This window comes from Haematospirillum sp. 15-248, assembly GCF_012102665.1.
Classification (GTDB): Bacteria; Pseudomonadota; Alphaproteobacteria; order Rhodospirillales; family Rhodospirillaceae; genus Haematospirillum.
The window spans coordinates 270650-292109 of the sequence record NZ_JAAVTF010000002.1 but is presented as its reverse complement, the minus strand read 5'-3'; the positions used below and the strand labels follow the sequence as shown (position 1 = coordinate 292109).

Here is a 21460-nt window from a genome sequence, read left to right as displayed (position 1 = left end):
CACGTGCCAGTAAAACTGCATCACATAAATGTTAAAAAGCCGCCGCGCGGTCAAGCTCTTTGACCACGGGACCGGCACGAATGTATCCGGGACACACAACACACCGCACCACAACACAGGGGCATTGGGCCTGAATGGCTCCATAGAACCCCGAATATGGCCTTTCGTCCACACTTTTTACCAATTCCTGCTTTTGCCCATACTGAAAGAACCTTCCGGGCGTTATTTGCCTGATACAAAACAGAACCGCATAGTGAACCAGACCATGTGCACGCATGGTCTTGTCCGGCAGGGTGCGTGTTCCTGATGGCTGTTCCAGATCGGTCCTCCAGAGCTGTTGCAGAGCCATTGCGGCGCATGATGAACGCAATGCAGGTTGTGCCGCGCCACTCGTCCATCTCCAATGGCTCTTTCGTGGAAGCCGCCCGCAGTATGACCGAGCTGGCCGTAACATCACTGGAAGTAGAACAGGCCGGCATATGGCTTTATAACGAAATCCGCAGTGAATTGATATGTCAGGACATTTACGCGCCGATGGAAGAGGGCCATGGCCGCTGCGCTCCTTTTCAGGTCTCCCTGCTTCCCGACTATATCCATGATCTGGACCGACAGCGGTTAACGATCCTGACCATGCCCGAACACCGTGCCCCCCTGTCCGTTATGATTCAGGCCGGTGCCATCTCGGCACAAAGCCAAGCCCATCTCGGGGCCCATATCTACTCCAACGGTCGAGTTATCGGGCTTTTTGGCATGACGACCGAAACGCCAAGACCAACCTGGAGTGCAGAGGAGCGTGCTTTTGCCACCTATCTCTGCGATGTTCTTGGCACCGTATGGCAAGCAAAGCTGCGGCGCGAAGCAGAAGAAGAGCTGCGGCTTCTTAACGAATCCCTGGAACGTCAGATCGAGGAACGCACACACCAGATCCAGGTGCAAAGCGCCCTGATGGAGGCTGTTCTCAATAACATCAGTCGTGGCGTTGGGTGTTTTGATGCGGACAATCAGCTGGCACTGTGTAACCCTCAATTCCTGAAGATCCTTGGCCTGCCCGCGCGGTGCAGCACCGTTGGCACGCCCCTGCTCTCCATTACACAAAGTGGAAAAAGCGGGCAGGACTTGGCCCCCCTTCCACAAGCCGTAAAGGATGAAAAAGGCCGTTACGTTCCCTTCAGTCTTGCACTGCAACGACATAACGGCCATATCGTGGAACTTGAAGGTATTCCAATGCCGCATGATATTGGGGGCACGGTGATTACATGCACCGACATGACCAAACGCATACAGGTTGAGATCGAGATCAGGGACGCCCACCATGCCGCCCAGACAGCCAACACAGCCCTGCGCAAGAGCCTGGAAGACCTGCAACGCACCCAGAAAGAACTGGTTGAATCTGAGAAGCTTGCATCCCTTGGCAGCCTGGTCAGCGGCATTGCCCATGAAATCAACACCCCTGTTGGCGTTGGGTTGACCGCAGCCTCGCTTCTGGATGAGTCTATCAGCGAGCTGGAAGCTTGTTATGAGCGCGAAGACTTGGACTCCGAGACCTTCGAAAACTTCATGAGTGGCGCAAAAGAAACCATCAGGATGGTTCTGGGAAACATCGAACGCGCTGCCGAACTGGTACGATCCTTCAAGAATATTGCCACCAACAGCTCCAGCGAAGAAATCCGCAAGATCAATCTGAAGCAGCATATCAAGGATGTTGTTGTCAGCCTGACGCCCCGAATCCGCCAGTCCGGGGTTCGCGTGGAAACGGATATTCCGGATAACATCAGCCTGTCCACACATCCGGGGCCATTGGGGCAGGTTATGACCAATCTGGTTATGAACGCCCTGACCCATGCCTTTCCCGAAAAAAAGGATAGCAACACGGTGTGGATTACGGCCCGCCAGGAAACGCCGGGAACCGGCATGACAGAGATCACCGTGTCGGATAACGGCACCGGCGTCAGCCCTGAACACCTGTCCCGCTTGACCGAACCTTTCTTTACGACGAAGCGCGGCAGCGGTGGAACCGGGCTGGGCCTGCATATTGTCTACAACATTGTGACCGGAGCTCTGGGAGGGCAAATGCACTACAGCAGCCCACCCGGAGAGGGACTGTCTTTCAGGATTGTCCTGCCGTCCCTGACCCCTCACGAGGAGGGCCATGTATCATGAGCGGAAAATCCCCCATGCTCAGCCCCAAATCCCCGCGAAAAAAGAAAAAACAGGGGGCAGACGAGGTTGCATCCACCGTTGCAAACGGCTGGCCGGTTCTGATTGTCGATGACGAGCCCGAGGTGCATCGCGTTACGGAACTGGCCTTGGCCGGATTCCGGTTCGCAGACCGCCCCCTTGAAATCATCAACGCCATGTCCGCAGCCGAGGCACGCAAAATACTCGAGTTGCGCAGCGATATCGCCGTTATCCTGCTGGATGTCGTGATGGAGACGGAGCACGCCGGCCTGGACTTGGCTCAATGGATACGGAACGGACTGGGCAATACCGATGTCCGGATTGTGCTACGCACCGGACAGCCGGGACAAGCACCGGAACGGGAGGTTATCACCACCTACGACATCAATGACTACAAGGAAAAAACCGAGCTGACAGCCCGCAAGCTGCATACCCTGTTTTTTTCCTGTCTACGGTCCTGGAGAGATATCAAGACCCTGGAAGCAACCCAGCGCGGACTTGACCTGATCCTGAACGGAGCCGGATCTCTGTTTTCCTATCAGCCGGCCAACCGGTTTGCAGAAACCGCACTGCACCTGTTTCATGATCTTCTGCATCTACATGAGACAACAACTGAATCCCCCATGCACGGGCTGGTGTTGAGTGTTCAACGCCGCACAGGGAAAATTGCTATCATGGCGGGAGCGGGACGTTACAGCCCACCCCTGACCGGGCGGCTGGAAGACCTTCGCCCGGACCTGCCGGATGACCTGAAACGCCTGGAAAGCAAGATCCCGGAGAACGGTCATTTCGCCATGGATGGGACCATGGCACTGGCCAGTTTCCGCAGCTCGGTCGAGATCAAGAATATCCTGATGCTGGACGGCGTTGATGCCACGTCCATTCCCCAGCGACCCGTTCTTGATATCTTTTGCCGGACCATGGCCTATGCCATGGACAACTACAACTTGATCGATCTTGTGGAGCGTACCCAGAAAGAGGTTGTCCAACGCCTGGGAGAAGCCGTGGAAACCCGGGCCATGGAAAGCAGCCAGCATGTGCGGCGTGTAGCGGAATACTCCTGGATTCTGGCACTGGCAGCAGGCATGCCGCGCCGGGATGCACAGGTTCTGCTGGCAGCCTCTCCGTTACATGATGTCGGCAAGATCGGCATTCCGGATGCCATCTTGAACAAACCCGGCAAGTTGACCGATGAAGAGTGGGAAGTCATGAAAACCCACGCCATTATTGGCGAGGACATGCTGATCCAGTCTGACCTGGAAATTCTGAAATGCGCCGCCATTATCGCCGGCGGGCACCACGAACGCTGGGATGGGACAGGATATCCAAGACGCCTGTCCGGGAAGATCATTCCCCTGCCCGCCCGCATTACGGCTATCGCCGATGTGTTCGACAGCCTTGCCAGTGACAGCGTGTACAAGAAGGCGTGGCCACTCGAACGTATTCTACAATACTTCGAGGAGAGTTCGGGAACCCAGTTTGATCCATCCCTGGTCCGTATTCTTTTCGAGAAGCTGCCGGACCTTCTGGAAGCCCGCGATCGATACCGCGACGATATTTTCTAGACGCTGCCCGTGCTCTCGGGAGGGGGGCCAAACCGGTCCCGGATCCGCTTGATCAGCTCGTCACGCACCTGACGGTATGCATCCAGCCTTACCTCCCGCGATCCTTCAACGACAGAAGGATCGAACGTGTGCCAGAACTCGACATCACACGCCACCGTGCGGGTCAGCTCAACGGCCTTGTGTTGCGCTTCGGGCGACAGGGAAATCACCAGGTCAAAGCTGTCATCATCCAAGTCATCAAACGTCTTGGGGCTATGGCGCGACACGTCAATACCAATTTCGGCCATAACAGCAACCGCGAAGCCATCCAGCTGGCCACAACGAACGCCGGCTGAATCAACGTAGATTTTTTTTCCATACAGATGACGCAGGATGGCTGCCGCCATGGGAGAACGAATGGAGTTCATCGTGCAGACGAACAAGACAGCCGATGGATCGCTCCGCTCCACCCCTCAACTCCGCGCGTGCAGGACGCAGACCAAGGTGAACAAGCGGCGGGCCGTATCCAGGTCAATATCAATACCGGCATCGGAAAGCTGCTGGCGCAACATCGATGCTCCCTCGTTGTGGAGGCTCCGTCGCCCTGCATCAACCGCTTCGATACGCGACGATGCAGCCGTGCGGATGGCCCCGTAGTAGCTGTCGCAAACCATGAAATACTCCCGGATCACAGCCCGGAATCCTTTCAGGGACAGAAAAAACGTTTCTATTGGTACATCGCCTTCCGTCCTGACATCAAAATACAGCTTCTCTCCTTCAACGGAAAGGTGAAGACTGTACGGACCTTCATTCCCCGCACCTGACACACGGAACGTGTTGTCCTCGATAAGATCGTAAATGGCCACACGCCGCTCATGCTCGACCTCCGGCCTGCGGCTGCGCACGATTTTCTCATCCAGATAAACAGAGACAATCCTGTTCTTGTCTACAGCAAGAACCGCCGGTGTCTTCACACCGTCATTTCCTGACCCCGGCATCAAGAGGCACAGCTCCCGGACAGGGTCAAATACCGTCCTGTATGAAACAATCGGCAAGCCATAGTCTCTCCCAAGAACTGCCAGCAATGAAGGTGCCGGCCCGGCAAGGTTTGCCACACCACAACATCTTGTCAAGGCAGCACATGGAAAAGACTGCGAAAGTTCTACCGGAACCGTACGTAGTACGAGATACCAAAGAACCCGAGACCCAAGGCGATGATCGCAACCAGAACAACCAGAACAATGGTCTGCAGGGCAGAAACAACAGCCCCGCCGCCGCTGTTTATGGCCGCGTTCAACTGATCCATACGTTCCTGGATAGGCTTTTGCATCGCCTTCTTCTTGCCGGGCGGCAAGGCGTTATACATCTCCTGCAGACGCTTCAATTCCTGGATATTCTCTGCACGAGACCCCAGCTTGGGCTTGGACTTGGGCTTGGCCATTAACCCCTCATCTCACCCGGCCCCGCGCTACGCGGATGCCACACACCGGCCTTTGCCGCTGCCCGACTATAGCACGCACCCCCGGGCAATAAAGGGGGGCGGGCCTTTCTGAAGCCGTGGTCTTTCCCGGTGGACGAGAATAAGACCACAGCACAACACACAGTAAAGAATCAGCCACGTAAACGCTCTATATTGGCACCGCAGGCGGCAAGCTTGGCTTCCAGACGCTCGTAACCGCGGTCAAGGTGGTAAATACGGTTCACAATAGTCTCCCCTTCAGCAGCCAGACCGGCCAGAACAAGGGAAACAGAGGCCCTAAGGTCAGTGGCCATCACCGGGGCACCGGAAAGACGGGGCATACCGCGCACAATGGCAGAAGCCCCGTGTACATTTATTCTGGCCCCCATGCGGCACAGCTCCGGCACATGCATGAACCGGTTCTCGAAAATTGTCTCGGTAATCATTGACGCCCCGTTGGCCGTTGCCATCAGGGCCATGAACTGGGCCTGCATATCGGTGGGGAAGCCGGGATAGGGCTCGGTCATCAGATCAATGCCCCGTATCTCGGCACCATCAGCGCGGATACGAACCCCACGCGAGGTTTCAATCACCTCAACGCCACATTCGTTCAGGGCAGAAAAGACTGCGCCCAAGGCTGCAGAATTGGCACCGACCAGCTCCACATCACCACGTGTAATGGCCGCCGCAATAGCATACGTCCCGGTTTCAATGCGATCGGGCAAAACCGAATATTCTGTCCCGTGCAGGGACGACACGCCCTCGACCCGCAAGCAATTGGAGCCAATCCCGGAAATACTGGCACCCATCAGGGTCAAGCAATTGGCCAGATCCGCAATTTCCGGCTCCTGGGCCGCGTTCATGATCACAGTCTCGCCCTCGGCCAGGCAGGCTGCCATCAAGGCATTCTCTGTTCCGCCAACGGTGACGGCAGGAAACATGATGGTGCCGCCGCGCAAACGGCCATTCAGATCATCACGGATACGGGCGTTGATATATCCCTCGTCCAGCGAAATCTCAGCCCCGAGTGCTTCCATGGCCTTCAGATGCAGATCCACGGGCCTGGTTCCGATGGAACATCCTCCGGGCAATGAAACACGACATGCACCAAAACGCGCCAGCAACGGCCCCAGAACCAGAACGCTGGCCCGCATTTTCCGAACAAGGTCATAGGGTGCCGTCAGGCTGGTTATATCGGCAGCCTGCAACTCCAGCACACGGCCTGATGCACTGCCGACACCGCCCTCACCCCCGTTCAGGTGCATACTGGTTCCGTGCTGGGCCAGCAGGTGCGCCATGGTGGTGATATCCGCCAGATGCGGCAGGTTGGTCAGACGCAAGGTCTCCTCGGTCAGGAGTGCCGCCGCCATCAGGGGCAAGGCTGCATTCTTCGCGCCACCGATCGGGATCGTTCCGCGCAGGGGCGTTCCCCCGACGATGCGGATGCGATCCATCCCTCCGCGCTGCTCCTGCCGGGGGCGCTCTACCGTCAGGCTGTCCGCTGCCGGGCGCTCTATCACAGCCGGGGCAGTGTCACGCCCTTCTGGCCCATGTACTTGCCCTTGCGGTCGCCATAGGAAGTTTCGCATTCGGGATTCCCCTTCAGGAAGATAAACTGACAAGCTCCCTCATTGGCATATATGCGTGCAGGCAAGGGAGTGGTATTGGAAAATTCAAGCGTCACGTGGCCTTCCCATTCGGGTTCCAGAGGCGTGACGTTGACGATGATTCCGCATCGGGCATACGTTGACTTGCCAAGACAGATCACCAGCGTGTCACGTGGAATACGAAAGTATTCGACCGTACGGGCCAAGGCAAAGCTGTTGGGGGGAATAACGCAGACATCTGTCTTGCGGTTCACAAAGCTCTTGTCCGAAAATTCCTTTGGATCAACAACGGCGGAATCAACATTGGTAAAAATCTTGAACTCGTCGGCAACCCGGGCATCGTACCCATACGAAGAGACGCCGTAGGAAATCACGCCATCCCGCTCCAGACGGTCGGTAAAAGGCTCGATCATGCCGCGGTTGCGGGCCATTTCACGAATCCAGGTATCAGGCATGACGGCCATGGGGAACAGTCTCCATCATTTGGAACCGGGGTGTTGCCCTGTGACACAACGGGGCGGAAACGGCACCTTGTAGCGCAGCACGCGCCAGACCACAACGGCGTGTTTTTGGTTTCAGGCCCGTTTTACGGGCATATCATCCGGTTTCATCCCGGGGCACGGCAGATGTTGACGGGCATGTCCCTGAATCATCATCAGAAATGGCGCGCGACCGGATCTGCTGCTTGCGTCGCAACAGGTTCTCCCGCAGGGCCATGGCCAGACGATCCTGGCGACGATCTTTCGACGGTCGGGATCCACCGCCCTTCTCTTCCGAAACAACCGGAGTATCTGTCATCAGATAATTGCCTGTACAAAACAATCGCACATGATCCCGCTGCCAACAGGCCGGAACGCTGGCACTGTGCGATGATCAGGTCATCACCGTCAACCCACTGGCCCACATTTTTATGCTTGCATGGGTCGGTACGCTGTGCCATAAACCCGCCCACCCTGCGGGGTGCCCGAAAAGGCCTTGTCACAAGGCAACTTGGGCTGACAATTCAAGTCGTTGCTGCTGTAGCTCAGGGGTAGAGCACTCCCTTGGTAAGGGAGAGGTCGAGAGTTCAAATCTCTCCAGCAGCACCAGCCGGAACCCCCAGGAAAACCTGGGGGTTTTGTTTTTCCCGGACACACTGCCAGACGGTCTCGTATTGCATGCTTACCCCGTGCCTGCATGCCCCTTGATAAGGGGCGGCAAATCATGCCGCAGATACCACACATAGAACATCTAAAGATTATTTGCTTTTATGATCGAACTATCTTAGGGTGATGAATGTCGGCAGGTTCCAAAAATCTGTCGATAGAGGTCCAAAAACCTCGTACATACCCCACAGCAGACAGTCGCCTGTATTGCGCGGCGACTGTCTGTACGGTGACGGACTGATTCCTCGCGGTCCGTGCACGTGTATCATGGCGGGAGGGTGGCGAATAGAACACCCGCAAGGGAAATAAGCCCACCTGATACATCTGACTGTGGGCAGTGTTATTGGGTTTTTGGCCTCCCGCCACCACGTGTGTTGTCAGCGCATGTGGTGGCCGGCGTCTTCGTGCGCTAAACCGGGGACCCGGTGTGGCTTCCCCCCGATGGCCATCCTGTCCGGCTTTCTTGCTCCCCGCCGGACAGGGGCATCGGGTCCCCGGTTTTTTATACGGCTCCATCCCAGACATTCCCATGGCAATACAGAGCTCCACATTCAAACTTCCCCATAAACGCGTTATATAACAAAATACTACAATGTCAGCGTGAGATAATATCGATAAAACATCATTAATTTCAGTGAAACGTTGACTACCCCACAAGCAACCCTGTATGCAAACAACAGGGAATACAACCTGTGCGTTTTCAGAAAGCGCAACAAATAAGCCTTTAATAAAATTCAGAGGGTGCCAAACATGTCCGTATTCACCGTATTCTTTTGTGGAACCGCCTCAACAAGATACGATGCCCACAATCCCAACTACCCTAACGGAGAACTGGTCTCAACACTGGCTCACAACTGCCTTGGCAAGGAATTTGCGGACTGGGTGATCATTGACGGGCCGGGAAGCGGAAATCTTCAGGAAGACCAACTCTGGGAAAAACCCGGCGGTTACTACAGCGTAAAGGGAACTCTTTTTGGTGCGGGGTGGGAAGAGAATGTGGCGCATGCCCTTGCCCTGACAAAAGGAAAAGCCAACTGGAAGCGCCAGCAACTGACCGAGCAAGAATACACAGTCCTGAAAAATGCGGGCATTGCGATACAGGACTTAGAAGCGATAGGCTCTTTCTTCTGGAGACAATACAATTACGGTAATCGCATCGTTACCCCCCAGGACCTACAGGAACAGATCATACGCATGTTCCGAAAAGGACAGCGGATTCCCGAGCAGGTCAATCTGGTGGGATGGAGCCGGGGTGGCATCAGCTGTCACATGATGGCCAACGCCATGGCGGGTGATCCTGAACTCAAGCATATTCCCGTCAACATCTTCGCTATTGATCCCGTACCGGGGCCAGCAAACTTCCAGAAGCACCGGACAGGAATTGGCGCCAACGTCAGGGAATATGTTGCTTTCTACGCCCGGGATGAACGGTCAAAGGGCTTTGCCTGCGTCATTCCAGAGAACACAGCCGACACACGCATACATATTTTCCCCATGGCAGGCAGACATGCCACCCTGGTTGGAAACGGAGCCATCGACGGCGATGTGGGAAGGCAACGGTGTCTGGAACCCGGCATCATTGTACGCCACGTTGCAGAAACGTGCCTGACCCGATGGGGTGTTTCGCTATCCAACAAGCTTCTGTTGACGAACAAGAAGCTGGAGGATGCATACGCAGCCCTGTCAGCGGACGAGGGACTGTACGTACAAATGCGGTCCAACGTGTACACAATTCAGGAAAGCATTGGGGAGAACAAGGACCGCTACGTCTCTCACGGGAACAAAGGGCTTGCCTTCCACGATGTGCATGGCAACGCGTTCTACACAACCGATGGACTGTCTGCCCGCATCGGGCCTGATAACGTTATCCCGCTTCTTGAGCAACAGCCTGCCCATGCCGGATAAAGTCTGCGCATCACCACTTGGTCTGCAAGGAAGATGCCCGGCAACAGGTCGTTGACCATACGTTGAGGTCATATATCACAGGGGGACAGGGCCAAGCACCTGTCCCCTTTCTGATTAATGCCGTACCCCGGTATCGTGATCTGCAGGTACATCACACCCGGCACGGGCCAAGGCATCCAGAACAGAAACACGGGCGGCCCCGACAAGCAAAGCCGGCTCGCAATCCCCCCAACAGCGCAGCATCTCGACTTCCAGCTCTTCCAGGGCCGTCAGGATTTCTCTTCTTTTGGTTTCTTGCTGATGGTCCATGAGGCAACTTCTCCTGAAAAGTGAGAATGCTGAAAAATGCAGGGATTACGTTAGCATTTCACCCATATAGTTCTTTTTGTGTCCAGCCGTACACAAAATTAGCAACACACTAGCGTGCCATCTCATGGCCTTTGTCCTCGGCCCCCGTGTCCGGTTATAACGCAGTGTCATCCGGCGCCACATCATCTTCCACCAAGGCAGAGCACCCATACCTTTCGTCATCCAGAAGGACTTTTTCAGAACGGGCAACAAGCACAGGCACCAAAGCCTGACCGGTTACATTTGTAGCTGTACGCATCATGTCAACAACACGGTCAACGGCAACAATATACCCGATGGCCTCCAGCGGCAGACCAACGGCACCCAAGGTCAGAGTCAGCATAACAATCGATGGCCCCGGAACACCCGCTGTCGCCAAGGACCCCACCACACCAATAACAAAGACAGTCAACAAGGCGCCAGCCGACAGATCGACCCCCGTGTACTGGGCGATAAACAGGGTAGCAATGGCAGGAAAGATGGCCCCGCACCCATCCATTTTCATGGATGCCCCAAGGGGGACGGCAAAACTGGCATAATCCTGCGCCACACCCAGACGCCGCGTTGTGCAGGACAAGGTCAGGGGCAAACTGGCAAAGCTGGACGCAGTCACAAACGCAACCTGCATGGCCGGAGCCACACCACGAAAGAACTTTCGCGGATCAAGGCCGTGCAGGGACAAAAGTCCGCCATACACAACGAACAGGTGGAACAGGCAAGCCACATACAGGGCAAGGATATAGTGCCCCAAGGGCAGAAGTGATTCTGCCCCTGATGTCCCCACCACCCAGGCAATCAGGCCAAATGTTCCGATCGGTGTCAGTTGCAGGACCAGGCGAACAATCTGCATGATCACCTCATTGGCCTGTGCCACGCATGAACGCAGCAAAGCAGCCTTCTCCCCCAGTACGGCAAGGCTGCCCCCGAAAAGGAGCGATACAAACAAGACCTGCAACACATGACCTTCAGCCATGGCTTGAAAAGGATTGGACGGCACAACAGACAACAGCACATCGACCGGCCCCGGAATAACGGGGGTACGGGCTTCACCAACCGCCAGCTGTCCGATACCAATCCCGGGCTCCAGCAACAGGCCGGTTGCGATGCCGACCGCAGAGGCCAAGGCTGCTGTCAGAATAAAGTACAGAACCGTTTTTACCCCCAGACGCAGGGCACCACCAATGCTCCCCAATCCAGCAACGCTGGAAACGATGCTGGTCAACAGCAAGGGAACCACCAGCATCCTGATCAGGGTAATGTACACATCCCCAATCGGCTTGAACCAGACCGCCGCTTGCGGACCGGCCATATAGCCAGCAATTCCGCCCGCAACAAAGCCCGCAACCACCTTCTTCCACAAAGCAACCCGCATCCACGCTGACAACACAGGCTTCTCCTTACCTCTGAACGACCCTTCCGTTGAAGATAGGGCGCGACCCTGAATTATACAAATTTTTTGGGCTAAATTTTTTATTTAACATAGTTTTACCGCTAAATAAGCCGCGTCCGCCTGGCGGCCCCGCTCGCACCCGCACCTATTTTTCTCTTGCGCCGTGCATCGTCCCCCTATATAAACCGCGCTCTCGATTGCGGGTGTAGCTCAGTTGGTTAGAGTGCCGGCCTGTCACGCCGGAGGTCGCGGGTTCGAGCCCCGTCACTCGCGCCATCGAGATCATGAAAGACCGACCATTCCTGTGGTCGGTCTTTTGGTGTAATATCCGGGATTATCTCTCCCGAACTATCTGCCAAAACACAAAAAAAAGCTTGCCTGACCCGGTTCACATGGCTATAAAGCACCCGCACATCACAGCGCGGGTGTAGCTCAGTTGGTTAGAGTGCCGGCCTGTCACGCCGGAGGTCGCGGGTTCGAGCCCCGTCACTCGCGCCATAAACAAAAGCCCTGAACCATGGTTCGGGGCTTTTTGCTATGCCAGAAACCCCACTATCCATAGAACATCAGGCATCAACCCGGATCGTGCCCATCATACCAAAGGCCTGATGCTCGATGATATGGCAATGCACCATCCAGTCCCCGGGATTGTCGGCGACCAAAGCCACCCGCATACGCTCCTTGGGCAACAAAAGCGCGGTATCCGTAAAATGACCGGTACGGATAGACCGGCGGCTCGATGACAGCAGAGAAAAAGCCAGACCATGAATATGGATAGGGTGGAGGTGGGGCGTAAAGTTGTTCAGCTCCAGAATGTAACTGCGGCCTTGCTTCAGCACAGCCAACGGCGTTCCACCACCACACACCGCAGCGCGCACTTCGGGGAAACTTTGCCCAGGCAGGACCGGCAACACCATTCCATCCCTTTCTTCAGGATACCGCTCTACCCAGGCCCGCTTGTTGATCGACCACAGGGCATCCTCTGCTCCACCTTCTCCAAGACCGGCGTTGAAATCCATGCGTATAACCTCTGCTCGATCAACAGAAGGCATGGACACAGGGTTGGGTGGAAGCGGAACAATTCCGGACAAGGCACGGCGGCGCGACATCCCCTGTGATACAAGGCGCATCATAACCCAAGGCGTGCTGGATGATACGTTGTGCAGCTCGAACACCTCCCCCGGGTTGTCGGGCATGCGTACCACCACATCCATCCTCATACCGGGTCCCAGAAGCTCACGCTGCAAGGGCTCGGGAGCCACAAGCGGATGACCATCCACAGCAACCAGAATAGCTGGCGCCCCCTTCCCGACCACCTTGAAAACACGGGTCAGGTCAGCGTTACACAGACGCAAGCGCACAAGGCTACCCGAAGGTACCTGGTAATGCGGTTCCCGCTCCCAGTTTACCGTATGCCACCCCCCGAATGTACCGGCCCGTCCCGCTGCCTCGGGATCAGAGACGGGCAGCCATGCACCCTTTTCGTCACGGCGCCAGTCCCGAATCAGCAGGGGAATATCGGCATCATAACCGGGGTCATCGGCCTCCCGGACAACCAGAATACCGGCCAAACCGGCCCCAATCTGGTCAAGGCTTGCATAATGGGGGTGATACCAGTATGTCCCAGCATCCGGGGGAGCAAAACGATAGTGAAATGCCTCACCTCTTGCGACCGGATTCTGGGTCAGGAACGGAACGCCATCCATGGCAATGGGCAAACGAATGCCATGCCAGTGAACCGTTGTTGACCGGGCCATGGCATTGTGGAAATGAACAGACAGAGTATCTCCTTGGCGTACATCCAGCACAGGAGGCAAAGCAGCCGGAGCAGCCGGCGTCCGGGCATAGGACAGGACCGGAACAGGCTCTCCCCCCCCGGGGGTACCCGGCGCCTCTATGGCATACAGAACTTCATCACCTGATGCCGGAATGGCACGGTACAACAGACCAGCACCAACAAGACCGGCACCAACCGCACCAGCCCCAAGAAACGAACGACGGGATAACCCCGCTTTTTCCTTACTTTCCGACACATAACACTCCCGCCACGAAACCAGGGATAAAATACTAACTTGTTTGCCCGCTGATGATAGTAATTATTATTGACACATGAAAGCACAAAGCGTAGCAGACCATTAAACAGTGCGGGCGTCACCGCATTGCGCAAACCCACCCGGATATTCCCGCACGGGACAGAGGGGATCAGATCACGATGAGAGCATTTCTTGCCACAGCAACATTCCTGACCGCCACAGCGCTGACAGCCGCAGCCCCCACGCTGGCTGCAAGCAAGGCACAGGAAAAGGACGTGGTGTCCACCTATATCACACTTGCCCATGCCAAGTTCGAAGATGCAGAACAAACAGCCCGGGTTCTGCAGAAAGCGGTTGATGCGCTGGTTGCCCACCCCGACGAGAACACGCTGTCTGCCGCTCGCAAGGCTTGGATCGAAGCACGCGTTCCCTATATGCAAACCGAAGTCTATCGTTTCGGGAACCCTGCCGTTGATGACTGGGAAGGGCGGGTAAACGCCTGGCCTCTTGACGAGGGGCTGATCGATTACGTTGATACAGCCAGCTATGGCGAACACTCTGACGAGAACGCCTGGTTCCGCGCCAATGTCATTGCCAATCCGGTACTGGAGATCGGCGGGCAGACCATTGATGCCACCGTCATCAACAAGGATCTTCTGCAGAAACTGCACGAAATTGACGAGATAGAGGCCAATGTGGCGACCGGTTACCACGCAGTGGAATTCCTGCTGTGGGGACAGGACCGCAACGGAACCGGCCCCGGCGCTGGCGACCGCAAAGCCACAGACTTTGACCTGAAAGCCTGCACCAATGGCAACTGCGACCGTCGTGCGGCCTATCTGAAAGCAGCAACAGATCTTCTGGTTGAGGATCTGGCCGAAATGACTGGCGCATGGGACAAGAACGGTGCCATTGCCAAGGATCTGTTGGCTTCGGAACCCAAGAAAGCCCTGACGGCCATGCTGACCGGGATGGGAAGCCTGTCCTATGGTGAACTGGCAGGGGAACGGATGAAGCTGGGCCTCATGCTGCATGATCCGGAAGAAGAGCATGATTGCTTCTCTGACAACACCCATGCCTCGCACTATTATAATGCCGTTGGAATCCGCAGCATCTACAGCGGATCATACACACGCCCCGACGGGCGCACTGTGTCGGGCAAAGGCATGAAGATCCTGCTGCCACAAGTGGAACGCAAGGAACTGGGTGCAGCCCTGGACAAGACCGTGGCAAAAATGCAGGTGCTGATGGATATGGCAGCCAAAGGCACAGCCTATGACCAGATGCTGGGCGAAAATAACCCCACCGGAAACAAGGTCGTTCAGGATGCGGTTGACTCTTTGGTCGCCCAGACCCGCTCTATCGAGCGCGCCACGGCTGCCCTGGGCCTTGGTACCCTGGAGCTGGAAGGATCGGACAGCTTGGATGCTCCTGAAAAAGTCAGTGGCAACAGCTGATCATCCTTGATCAAAAACCGGGCCGGGTGGATGCTTCTGCACCGTCCGGCCCGTGTTGTTTGAGACCCAATGTTTCTCACAACAATTGTCCTTACCCCGTCAAAGCGATGTCTTGATGCCCCGCCGTTTGTATTCCCTGTTGACTGCCTTGGCCCTGCCTTTCCTTTGTACCGGATCAGCCCTGGCGACAGAACCGCGGCCTGACCAAGGCGAACAGACATCACTTGATCGGCGGGCTTTTTCCCGCTTTCTGCCCGGCCTTTCCGCTGACGAGAAAATGGGTGCTGCCGTTGGAAACGGCTTCTTCAAGCGGCTCTGGGTCAGCTCTCCCTCCTCGACCCAGGCATCAGATGGTCTGGGTCCCTTGTTCAATGCCCGGGCCTGTTCTGGATGCCACGTCCGCAATGGACGCGGGCGCCCACCCGATCCAGACAACGGATACGAACACAGCCCATCCTTCTTCCTGCGCCTGAGTATTCCTCCCCAGACCGCACAAGACGAGCACGACATACAAAGCGGCCATCTCAGCGTTATTGGCGACCCGACGTATGGCACCCAGTTGCAAAGTGCCGCCGTTCCAGGACTGAAAGCTGAGGGACGCGTTGGCGTAACATGGACCGAGGAAACCGTAACACTGGCCGGAGGAGAAAGCGTTTCCCTGCGCCGCCCGACCTGGTCTGCCCGGGACCTTGCCTACGGCCCCCTGTCCCCGCAGATCATGATCTCGCCGCGCATGACCCCGCAGCTTCCGGGGCTGGGCCTGCTGGAGGCTGTTCCCGATACAACCCTGCTGAACCTTGCCGATCCGGATGACCGGGACAATGACGGGATATCCGGGCGTATCAACCGGGTATGGAGCGCACGTGAACACGCCATCCGCATTGGTCGTTTTGGCTGGAAAGCCGGCCAACCCACCCTGGATGACCAGAACCAGAGTGCCTTCAACGGTGACATTGGCCTGTCCACACCCCTGTTCCCGCAGGCCCATGGCGACTGTACCGCAGCACAACCGTCTTGCCTTGCCGCGCCCCATGGCAACAGTGCGCAGTTTGACACTCTGGAGGCCCCCAAGTCCGTCACGGACTCTGTCCTGTTGTTTGTTCGTGCCCTTGCACCTCCATCCCGACGTAACCGCACGGATCCTGCCGTGATGGCAGGCGAACAGCTCTTCACACAGGTTGGCTGTAGCGGATGTCATCGCCCGCACCTGCGCACAGGCTCGTCGCCATACCCGTGGCTGGCACACCAGGACATTGCCCCGTTCACGGATCTGCTGCTGCACGACATGGGCGATGATCTGGCCGATCTCCGTCCGGAAGGCCTAGCCAGCGGTCATGAATGGCGCACCCCGCCACTGTGGGGCCTTGGCATGACCAAAGCCGTATCGGGCACAGAGGCCTATCTGCATGATGGGCGCGCCAGAACCCTGACCGAGGCTGTGCTGTGGCACGGCGGCGAAGCACGGCAGGCACGTGAAGCCTTCCGTGAGCTCCCGGCCGAGGACCGGGCAACCCTTCTGGACTTTCTCAGGTCCCTGTAACACCAGGATCATGGATACCGACCCGACATGACTGCACGCCTTGCCCTGACCACCCTGCTCCTGGTCACGCTCCTGCCTGTGAGCGGACGTGCCGCTGACAGCCTGCGCCTGACAGCCGAGGCTGTTGACACCGTTATCCTTCCCGCTTTCCAAGCATTTGCCGAGGCAACCGCAGCCCTTGACCGCACACTGGACCACAGCTGTCCAGAACAGGACAGCAAGGCCGCCTTTGCCACTGCATTCCTGGCTTGGCAAGGCGTGCAACATGTTCGTATAGGCCCATCACAGACAGAAAACCGCCACTACCGTATCCAGTTCTGGCCTGACCCGAAGAACCTGGGTGCACGGCACATGTCCACGCTGCTGTCGGCACCGGATACAGCCCTGACTCCGGAATCCCTGTCCCGGGCCAGCATTGCGGTACAGGGGTTCCCGGCACTGGAACGCCTGCTCTGGAGGCCTGACCCTCTGACTGCACATGAATGCCGGGTTGCCCAAGCGATTGGACAAAACCTGTCATCCATGGCCCAGGCTATCAGAGCGGAATGGACAGAGCCAGACGGCGGATTTCGGGCAATACTTCTGAGGCCGGGTGACAATAACACCCTGTTCCGCAACCCGGCTGAATCCTTGCGGGCCATACACGGGACACTGTCCACCCTTCTACAGGCTGCGCAGGACATGAAATTGGGCAGCCCGATGGGATCCAATCCGACAAAAGCACGCCCGGAACGAGGCGAAGCCTGGCGGGCGGACTTACCGCTACAGGCGCTTCTCGCAAATCTTGATGCAGCCCTTCAGCTTTACCAAGGCCCCGCAGGAAAAGATGGAGGACTGCGCGCCGGAGTTCTGGAGTATGAAGACAGCGAAATCGTTGATATCAGCATCCTGCACGGGCTGACCGAAGCCCGCCGCCTGACGGCTGAACTGGCAACACGCACTTGGAAAGATGTTCTTGACGACCCTGCGGGCTACAGAACCTTGATGCTGATCCGGGCCAATATCGGTACCGCCCGCAGCATGGTGGAAACGGAAATGGCCGGCATGCTGGGGCTGGGCATTGGTTTTAATGCCCTAGACGGAGACTGACCCCCGTGGATGATCAGAACACCCCCCTTATATTATCCAGACGCTCCCTTCTATGGGGCGGCATGGGGGCCTTGGCAGCAGGCATGATCCTCCCCGCCACGCCAACACGGGCAGCCATCCATGGAACGGGAAATACTCTTCTCAGCTCTGCAAGAGACAACAGCGGACGCGATCATGCCGTGGCATGGTCCGAAGATTTTGGCATCGTATGGAAGACCCCCCTGCCCGGGCGTGCCCACGGTCCCGCCGTATCACCGGATGGAACCCGAGCTTTTTTGCCGGCACGCCGCCCGGGAAACTGGGCCACGGCGCTGAACCTTACAGAGGGTACCATAGCCGCATCTGTAGAATGCCAACCCGGAAGACACTTCTTCGGGCATGCTGTGTATACAGTCGATGGCCGCCATATCCTGACAACCGAAAACGCTTTTGATCACGGCGAAGGCCGGATCGGCATTCGGGATGCCCACAGCTATGCCTGGATCGGCGAGTTCCCCAGCTTTGGAACCGAGCCTCATGAACTGGCCTGGATGCCTGATCAGCGGACACTGGTTGTTGCCAATGGCGGCATCCTGACCAGCCCTGAATCCGGACGAGCCAAGCTGAACCTGGGTATGACCGAACCCTCCCTGACCTATATCGACAGCAAGACCGGCACCCTTCTGGAAAAGCGAACCCTGCCGGCGGCACTGCGGGCCGTCAGCCTGCGCCATTTGGCCGTTGCCCCTGATGGAACCGTTATCGTGGCCTGCCAGTACCAAGGGGCGGCGACAGACCGTGTACCCCTTGTTCTCCTGCACAGGCGTGGACGCGACCATGTTTTTCCGGCTCTTCCCGATGCCGTCGTCACTGGCCTGCGGCAGTATTGCGGCAGTGCCCTGTTTTCGCCGGACGGAGCCTATTACGTTGTCACCAGCCCGGTAGGAGGCATTGCCATCCTGGGCACAACAAACACCCCCGGAACTGTTCGAACAATCCAGCTGCCTGATGTCTGCGGTGCCGCCGTGCTGAACGGAAACCTGATTTTGACCAACGGCTTTGGCCAGATCATGGGCGGGTCGTTTGATGACTTTGACCCCGAACCCCGATCAGAGCCCCTGAAATGGGACAACCACGCCATCGCCTTTTCCAGCCCGTACACCTGAACACTTGCCGTTGGCAACAGTCCCGGCTAGAACCCGCTCATGGAAACTGACATCGTTATCATCGGGGCAGGCGCCGCAGGTTTAATGTGCGCCATGACGGCTGCCCGCCGGGGCCGCCGGGTTCTTGTTCTGGAACATAATGACCGTCCGGGGCGGAAAATCCTGATTTCCGGCGGGGGAAAATGTAACTTTACCAACCGGAATGCCGGCCCTGAATGCTATGTGTCCCATAATCCCCACTTTGCCCGCTCGGCACTGAAGCGATACACGCCGCAAGACTTTCTTGATCTTCTGGCAACCCACGGCATCCCTTGGCACGAACGGGACCACGGACAGCTGTTCTGTGATCACTCTGCCGCTGATATCGTCAATGTTCTGGTTGAAGAGGCTGTAGCAGCAGGGTCCACTATCCAGTGTGGCGTCTCTGCCGGTCATGTTGTCCCGACCGGGGAGGAAGACCGGCGCTGGCTGGTGGAAACATCCGCCGGCCCTGTTCGCTGCCAGTCGGTTGTGCTTGCAACGGGCGGCCTTTCCATTCCAAAGATCGGAGCCAGCAATTTCACCCTGCGCGTGGCAGGGCAACTGGGCATCCCGGTTCTTGATCCCTATCCGGGTCTGGTGCCTTTGGTCTTTGGAGAAGACGATCTGGCGTTTATGCGCCCCCTGACCGGCATCGCCCTGGACGCCACCGCAACCTGTGGCAAGACCCGTTTCCGCGAAGCCCTTCTCTTCACGCACCGCGGCTTGTCCGGACCGGTTATCCTGCAGATTTCCTCCTTCTGGAAACAGGGTGACGCAGTACGTATCAACCTGTGCCCCGACAGGGATATACCGGCATGGCTGGCTGAACGCCGCGACAGCCGCCCAAAGGCACGCCTGCATACGGTTGTCAGCGAGATCCTGCCCAACAGGCTGGCGCAAAGCCTGTGCGAACGCGCCGGCATGCCCGACACCGTGATCGGGCAAACCGGCAACAAGACCTTGTCTATCCTGGCCGACCAGATCCAGGCCTGGACCGTCTACCCGACCGGGACCGAGGGATACCGAACCGCCGAGGTCATGGTGGGAGGTGTTGATACCAACGCCCTGTCTTCCCGGACCATGGAAGTCAAAACCAAACCCGGCCTGTACATCATCGGTGAGGCCGTCGATGTCACAGGCTGGCTTGGCGGCTATAACTTCCAGTGGGCCTGGGCCAGCGGTCATGCCTGTGGCGAATGTGCCTGAGACACAGGCTGCCAGATAACCCCTTGTTATGACCGCTGCAAAGGTGGCAGAAACGCGCAGACGCGAACGGGCACCAACCCGATAACCGCGCTGCGACTGCTGTGCCAGAAGGCAGACAACAGCAAAAGAGCAGCACCAATCCCGGCACTGGAAAAGGCAAACCCAAGGCTGACCGCATCGCCGTGATCAAACAGAGATGCAAACACATAAACAACGTATCCAAGAGCGGATACCATCAGCGCACGGCGGTCAACAAGAAGGGATATCAGGGCCAATACGGCATACAACCCCATGACCAGAACAACACTCTCCAAGCCAACGCTCTCCTCTCGCACCCCCAGGAAGCTGAACACCGGGTGCACCAGCAAGGGAGCCGCCAGAAGGTGCAACCAGAAAGCAACGTCCGAGCGACGGGTCTGACGGCGAATATCGGAACTATCCCAGCGCATTGCCAGGAAAAACACAGCCAAACCACAGACAAAAAGAACAAGGTTATCGTAGGCATCCAGACCGGGAAGGAGACTGTCCAGAACAGTTACGCTCGTCAGGACAAGACCGGCAACACCAGCCGCCACCGTGACCGGCACACGGAAACGGATCCAATGCAGGGCCGCAGCCAAGGCCGCAACAAGTCCTGCAATGCTTGCATCGGCACCACGGTCATACAGGGCGGCAAAGGCACACCCGCCCGAGCCCACGACAAACGCACCAAGCAACGCGATCGATGGCAAAGCCATGCGGCGCTTGCGGGTAAAAAACTCCGCCAGAAACCAAGAGACCACAGCAACAAGTGCCGGTCCGGCCCATGGTTGGAACGAAAACCCGATCCAGGCACAAGCCCCAAGCAGCAAGCCACAGGCAATAACCACAAAGATATCATTGAAGCCACTGATCAGACGGAAATGCTCTTCATCCACAGCCAGCGTATTGCTACGCTGCTCCATATACTCACGAAAAGCCGCAACCACACCGGCAGACAAGATGCCGTCCGTTACGGCTCCGTCAAGATCATCATCCGTATACATTCAGCATAAACCCTTACGATATCATCCAGTGACGCATGCCTCACATAAGAAAGTGGCACAGGCATGACCTTGTATATCATTCATAATGGGGGGATTATTTACAGTCAGAATAGCCCACACCCATCGAGAACAGTATAAACATGCAACCAAAGATTATGACGCGCATGACAGCCCCAAAGAAAAGAGCCTTGTTCCAAGGCTATACAAGAGAAAAGACATCATTGATCGAAGAATTAGAGAAGGCAAATCGCGCCGCTTGGCTGCGCCGACGGTCATATTGAATACACTAGATGTTTTGACGTTGTCATAAGCTTCGGATACAGGCACATTCTCAAAAAGTTGGTCATCGAGAGCGCAAACACCCCTAT

Annotated in this window: 18 protein-coding genes and 3 tRNA genes; 11 read left to right on the top strand and 10 right to left on the bottom strand. The window is 56.9% G+C overall.

The window, feature by feature from the left end; translation table 11 throughout:
* Positions 1 to 306: 306 nt before the first annotated feature.
* Together HEQ72_RS04320 and HEQ72_RS04315 are read left to right on the top strand one after the other, a co-directional pair.
* Complete coding sequence (locus HEQ72_RS04320) at positions 307 to 2160, top strand: ATP-binding protein (protein ID WP_168022652.1); 1854 nt, start codon at positions 307 to 309, stop codon at positions 2158 to 2160.
* Positions 2157 to 3743, top strand: a complete 1587-nt coding sequence (locus HEQ72_RS04315; protein WP_168022651.1) for an HD domain-containing phosphohydrolase — start codon at positions 2157 to 2159, stop codon at positions 3741 to 3743. Before HEQ72_RS04320 ends, HEQ72_RS04315 begins: the two co-directional genes overlap by 4 nt.
* Here HEQ72_RS04315 and HEQ72_RS04310 read toward each other — a convergent pair.
* The 6 genes from HEQ72_RS04310 to HEQ72_RS04285 form a co-directional block, all read right to left on the bottom strand.
* Complete coding sequence (locus HEQ72_RS04310) at positions 3740 to 4192, bottom strand: low molecular weight phosphatase family protein (RefSeq protein WP_168019618.1); 453 nt, start codon at positions 4190 to 4192, stop codon at positions 3740 to 3742. The genes HEQ72_RS04315 and HEQ72_RS04310 overlap by 4 nt on opposite strands.
* A 3-nt stretch (positions 4193 to 4195) precedes the next feature.
* Positions 4196 to 4720, bottom strand: coding sequence for a UPF0262 family protein (locus tag HEQ72_RS04305; RefSeq protein WP_168022689.1), 525 nt, complete (start codon positions 4718 to 4720; stop codon positions 4196 to 4198).
* A 164-nt stretch (positions 4721 to 4884) separates the two neighbouring features.
* On the bottom strand, positions 4885 to 5163 hold the full coding sequence (locus HEQ72_RS04300) for a hypothetical protein (RefSeq protein ID WP_168019621.1): 279 nt from the start codon (positions 5161 to 5163) through the stop codon (positions 4885 to 4887).
* A gap of 170 nt (positions 5164 to 5333) precedes the next feature.
* A complete protein-coding gene (gene murA, locus HEQ72_RS04295; RefSeq protein ID WP_168019815.1) occupies positions 5334 to 6635 on the bottom strand; it encodes a UDP-N-acetylglucosamine 1-carboxyvinyltransferase in 1302 nt (433 codons plus the stop codon).
* A gap of 62 nt (positions 6636 to 6697) precedes the next feature.
* Positions 6698 to 7252: a dCTP deaminase gene (gene dcd, locus HEQ72_RS04290; RefSeq protein WP_066134997.1), complete on the bottom strand. Its 555-nt coding sequence runs from the start codon at positions 7250 to 7252 to the stop codon at positions 6698 to 6700.
* A 133-nt stretch (positions 7253 to 7385) separates the two neighbouring features.
* Positions 7386 to 7586, bottom strand: coding sequence for a hypothetical protein (locus HEQ72_RS04285; RefSeq protein WP_168022650.1), 201 nt, complete (start codon positions 7584 to 7586; stop codon positions 7386 to 7388).
* A 215-nt stretch (positions 7587 to 7801) separates the two neighbouring features.
* Between HEQ72_RS04285 and HEQ72_RS04280 the strand changes: the two genes are divergently transcribed.
* Positions 7802 to 7876, top strand: a tRNA-Thr gene (locus HEQ72_RS04280).
* A gap of 807 nt (positions 7877 to 8683) precedes the next feature.
* The gene (locus HEQ72_RS04275) at positions 8684 to 9838 is read left to right on the top strand and encodes a hypothetical protein (protein WP_168022649.1); all 1155 of its coding nucleotides are present in this window, start codon (positions 8684 to 8686) and stop codon (positions 9836 to 9838) included.
* Positions 9839 to 9952: 114 nt separating this feature from the next.
* Here HEQ72_RS04275 and HEQ72_RS04270 read toward each other — a convergent pair whose 3' ends face one another.
* Together HEQ72_RS04270 and HEQ72_RS04265 are read right to left on the bottom strand one after the other, a co-directional pair.
* A complete protein-coding gene (locus tag HEQ72_RS04270) occupies positions 9953 to 10147 on the bottom strand; it encodes a hypothetical protein (protein ID WP_066134887.1) in 195 nt (64 codons plus the stop codon).
* A gap of 154 nt (positions 10148 to 10301) precedes the next feature.
* Positions 10302 to 11573 (bottom strand): dicarboxylate/amino acid:cation symporter, encoded by a 1272-nt coding sequence (locus HEQ72_RS04265; RefSeq protein WP_168022648.1) that lies wholly within the window; start codon positions 11571 to 11573, stop codon positions 10302 to 10304.
* Between the two features lie 202 nt (positions 11574 to 11775).
* On the opposite strand from HEQ72_RS04265, the gene HEQ72_RS04260 reads away from it, so the two are divergent.
* A tRNA-Asp gene (locus HEQ72_RS04260) sits at positions 11776 to 11852 on the top strand.
* A 145-nt stretch (positions 11853 to 11997) separates the two neighbouring features.
* Positions 11998 to 12074, top strand: a tRNA-Asp gene (locus HEQ72_RS04255).
* Between the two features lie 68 nt (positions 12075 to 12142).
* Here HEQ72_RS04255 and HEQ72_RS04250 read toward each other — a convergent pair.
* The gene (locus tag HEQ72_RS04250; protein WP_168022647.1) at positions 12143 to 13609 is read right to left on the bottom strand and encodes a multicopper oxidase family protein; all 1467 of its coding nucleotides are present in this window, start codon (positions 13607 to 13609) and stop codon (positions 12143 to 12145) included.
* 179 nt (positions 13610 to 13788) lie between these two features.
* Here HEQ72_RS04250 and HEQ72_RS04245 point away from each other — a divergent pair, with 179 nt between their 5' ends.
* The 5 genes from HEQ72_RS04245 to HEQ72_RS04225 all read left to right on the top strand — a co-directional run bounded on the left by HEQ72_RS04245 (position 13789) and on the right by HEQ72_RS04225 (position 20067).
* Positions 13789 to 15066, top strand: a complete 1278-nt coding sequence (locus HEQ72_RS04245) for an imelysin family protein (RefSeq protein WP_168019631.1) — start codon at positions 13789 to 13791, stop codon at positions 15064 to 15066.
* Positions 15067 to 15181: 115 nt separating this feature from the next.
* Positions 15182 to 16606: a di-heme oxidoredictase family protein gene (locus HEQ72_RS04240; RefSeq protein ID WP_168022646.1), complete on the top strand. Its 1425-nt coding sequence runs from the start codon at positions 15182 to 15184 to the stop codon at positions 16604 to 16606.
* A 27-nt stretch (positions 16607 to 16633) separates the two neighbouring features.
* Positions 16634 to 17695 (top strand): imelysin family protein, encoded by a 1062-nt coding sequence (locus tag HEQ72_RS04235; RefSeq protein WP_168022645.1) that lies wholly within the window; start codon positions 16634 to 16636, stop codon positions 17693 to 17695.
* A 5-nt stretch (positions 17696 to 17700) separates the two neighbouring features.
* On the top strand, positions 17701 to 18840 hold the full coding sequence (locus tag HEQ72_RS04230) for a DUF1513 domain-containing protein (RefSeq protein WP_168022644.1): 1140 nt from the start codon (positions 17701 to 17703) through the stop codon (positions 18838 to 18840).
* Between the two features lie 39 nt (positions 18841 to 18879).
* Positions 18880 to 20067, top strand: a complete 1188-nt coding sequence (locus tag HEQ72_RS04225; protein WP_168019638.1) for an NAD(P)/FAD-dependent oxidoreductase — start codon at positions 18880 to 18882, stop codon at positions 20065 to 20067.
* A 26-nt stretch (positions 20068 to 20093) separates the two neighbouring features.
* On the opposite strand, the gene HEQ72_RS04220 is transcribed toward HEQ72_RS04225, so the two are convergent.
* The gene (locus HEQ72_RS04220; protein WP_168019639.1) at positions 20094 to 21092 is read right to left on the bottom strand and encodes a hypothetical protein; all 999 of its coding nucleotides are present in this window, start codon (positions 21090 to 21092) and stop codon (positions 20094 to 20096) included.
* Positions 21093 to 21460: the final 368 nt, after the last annotated feature.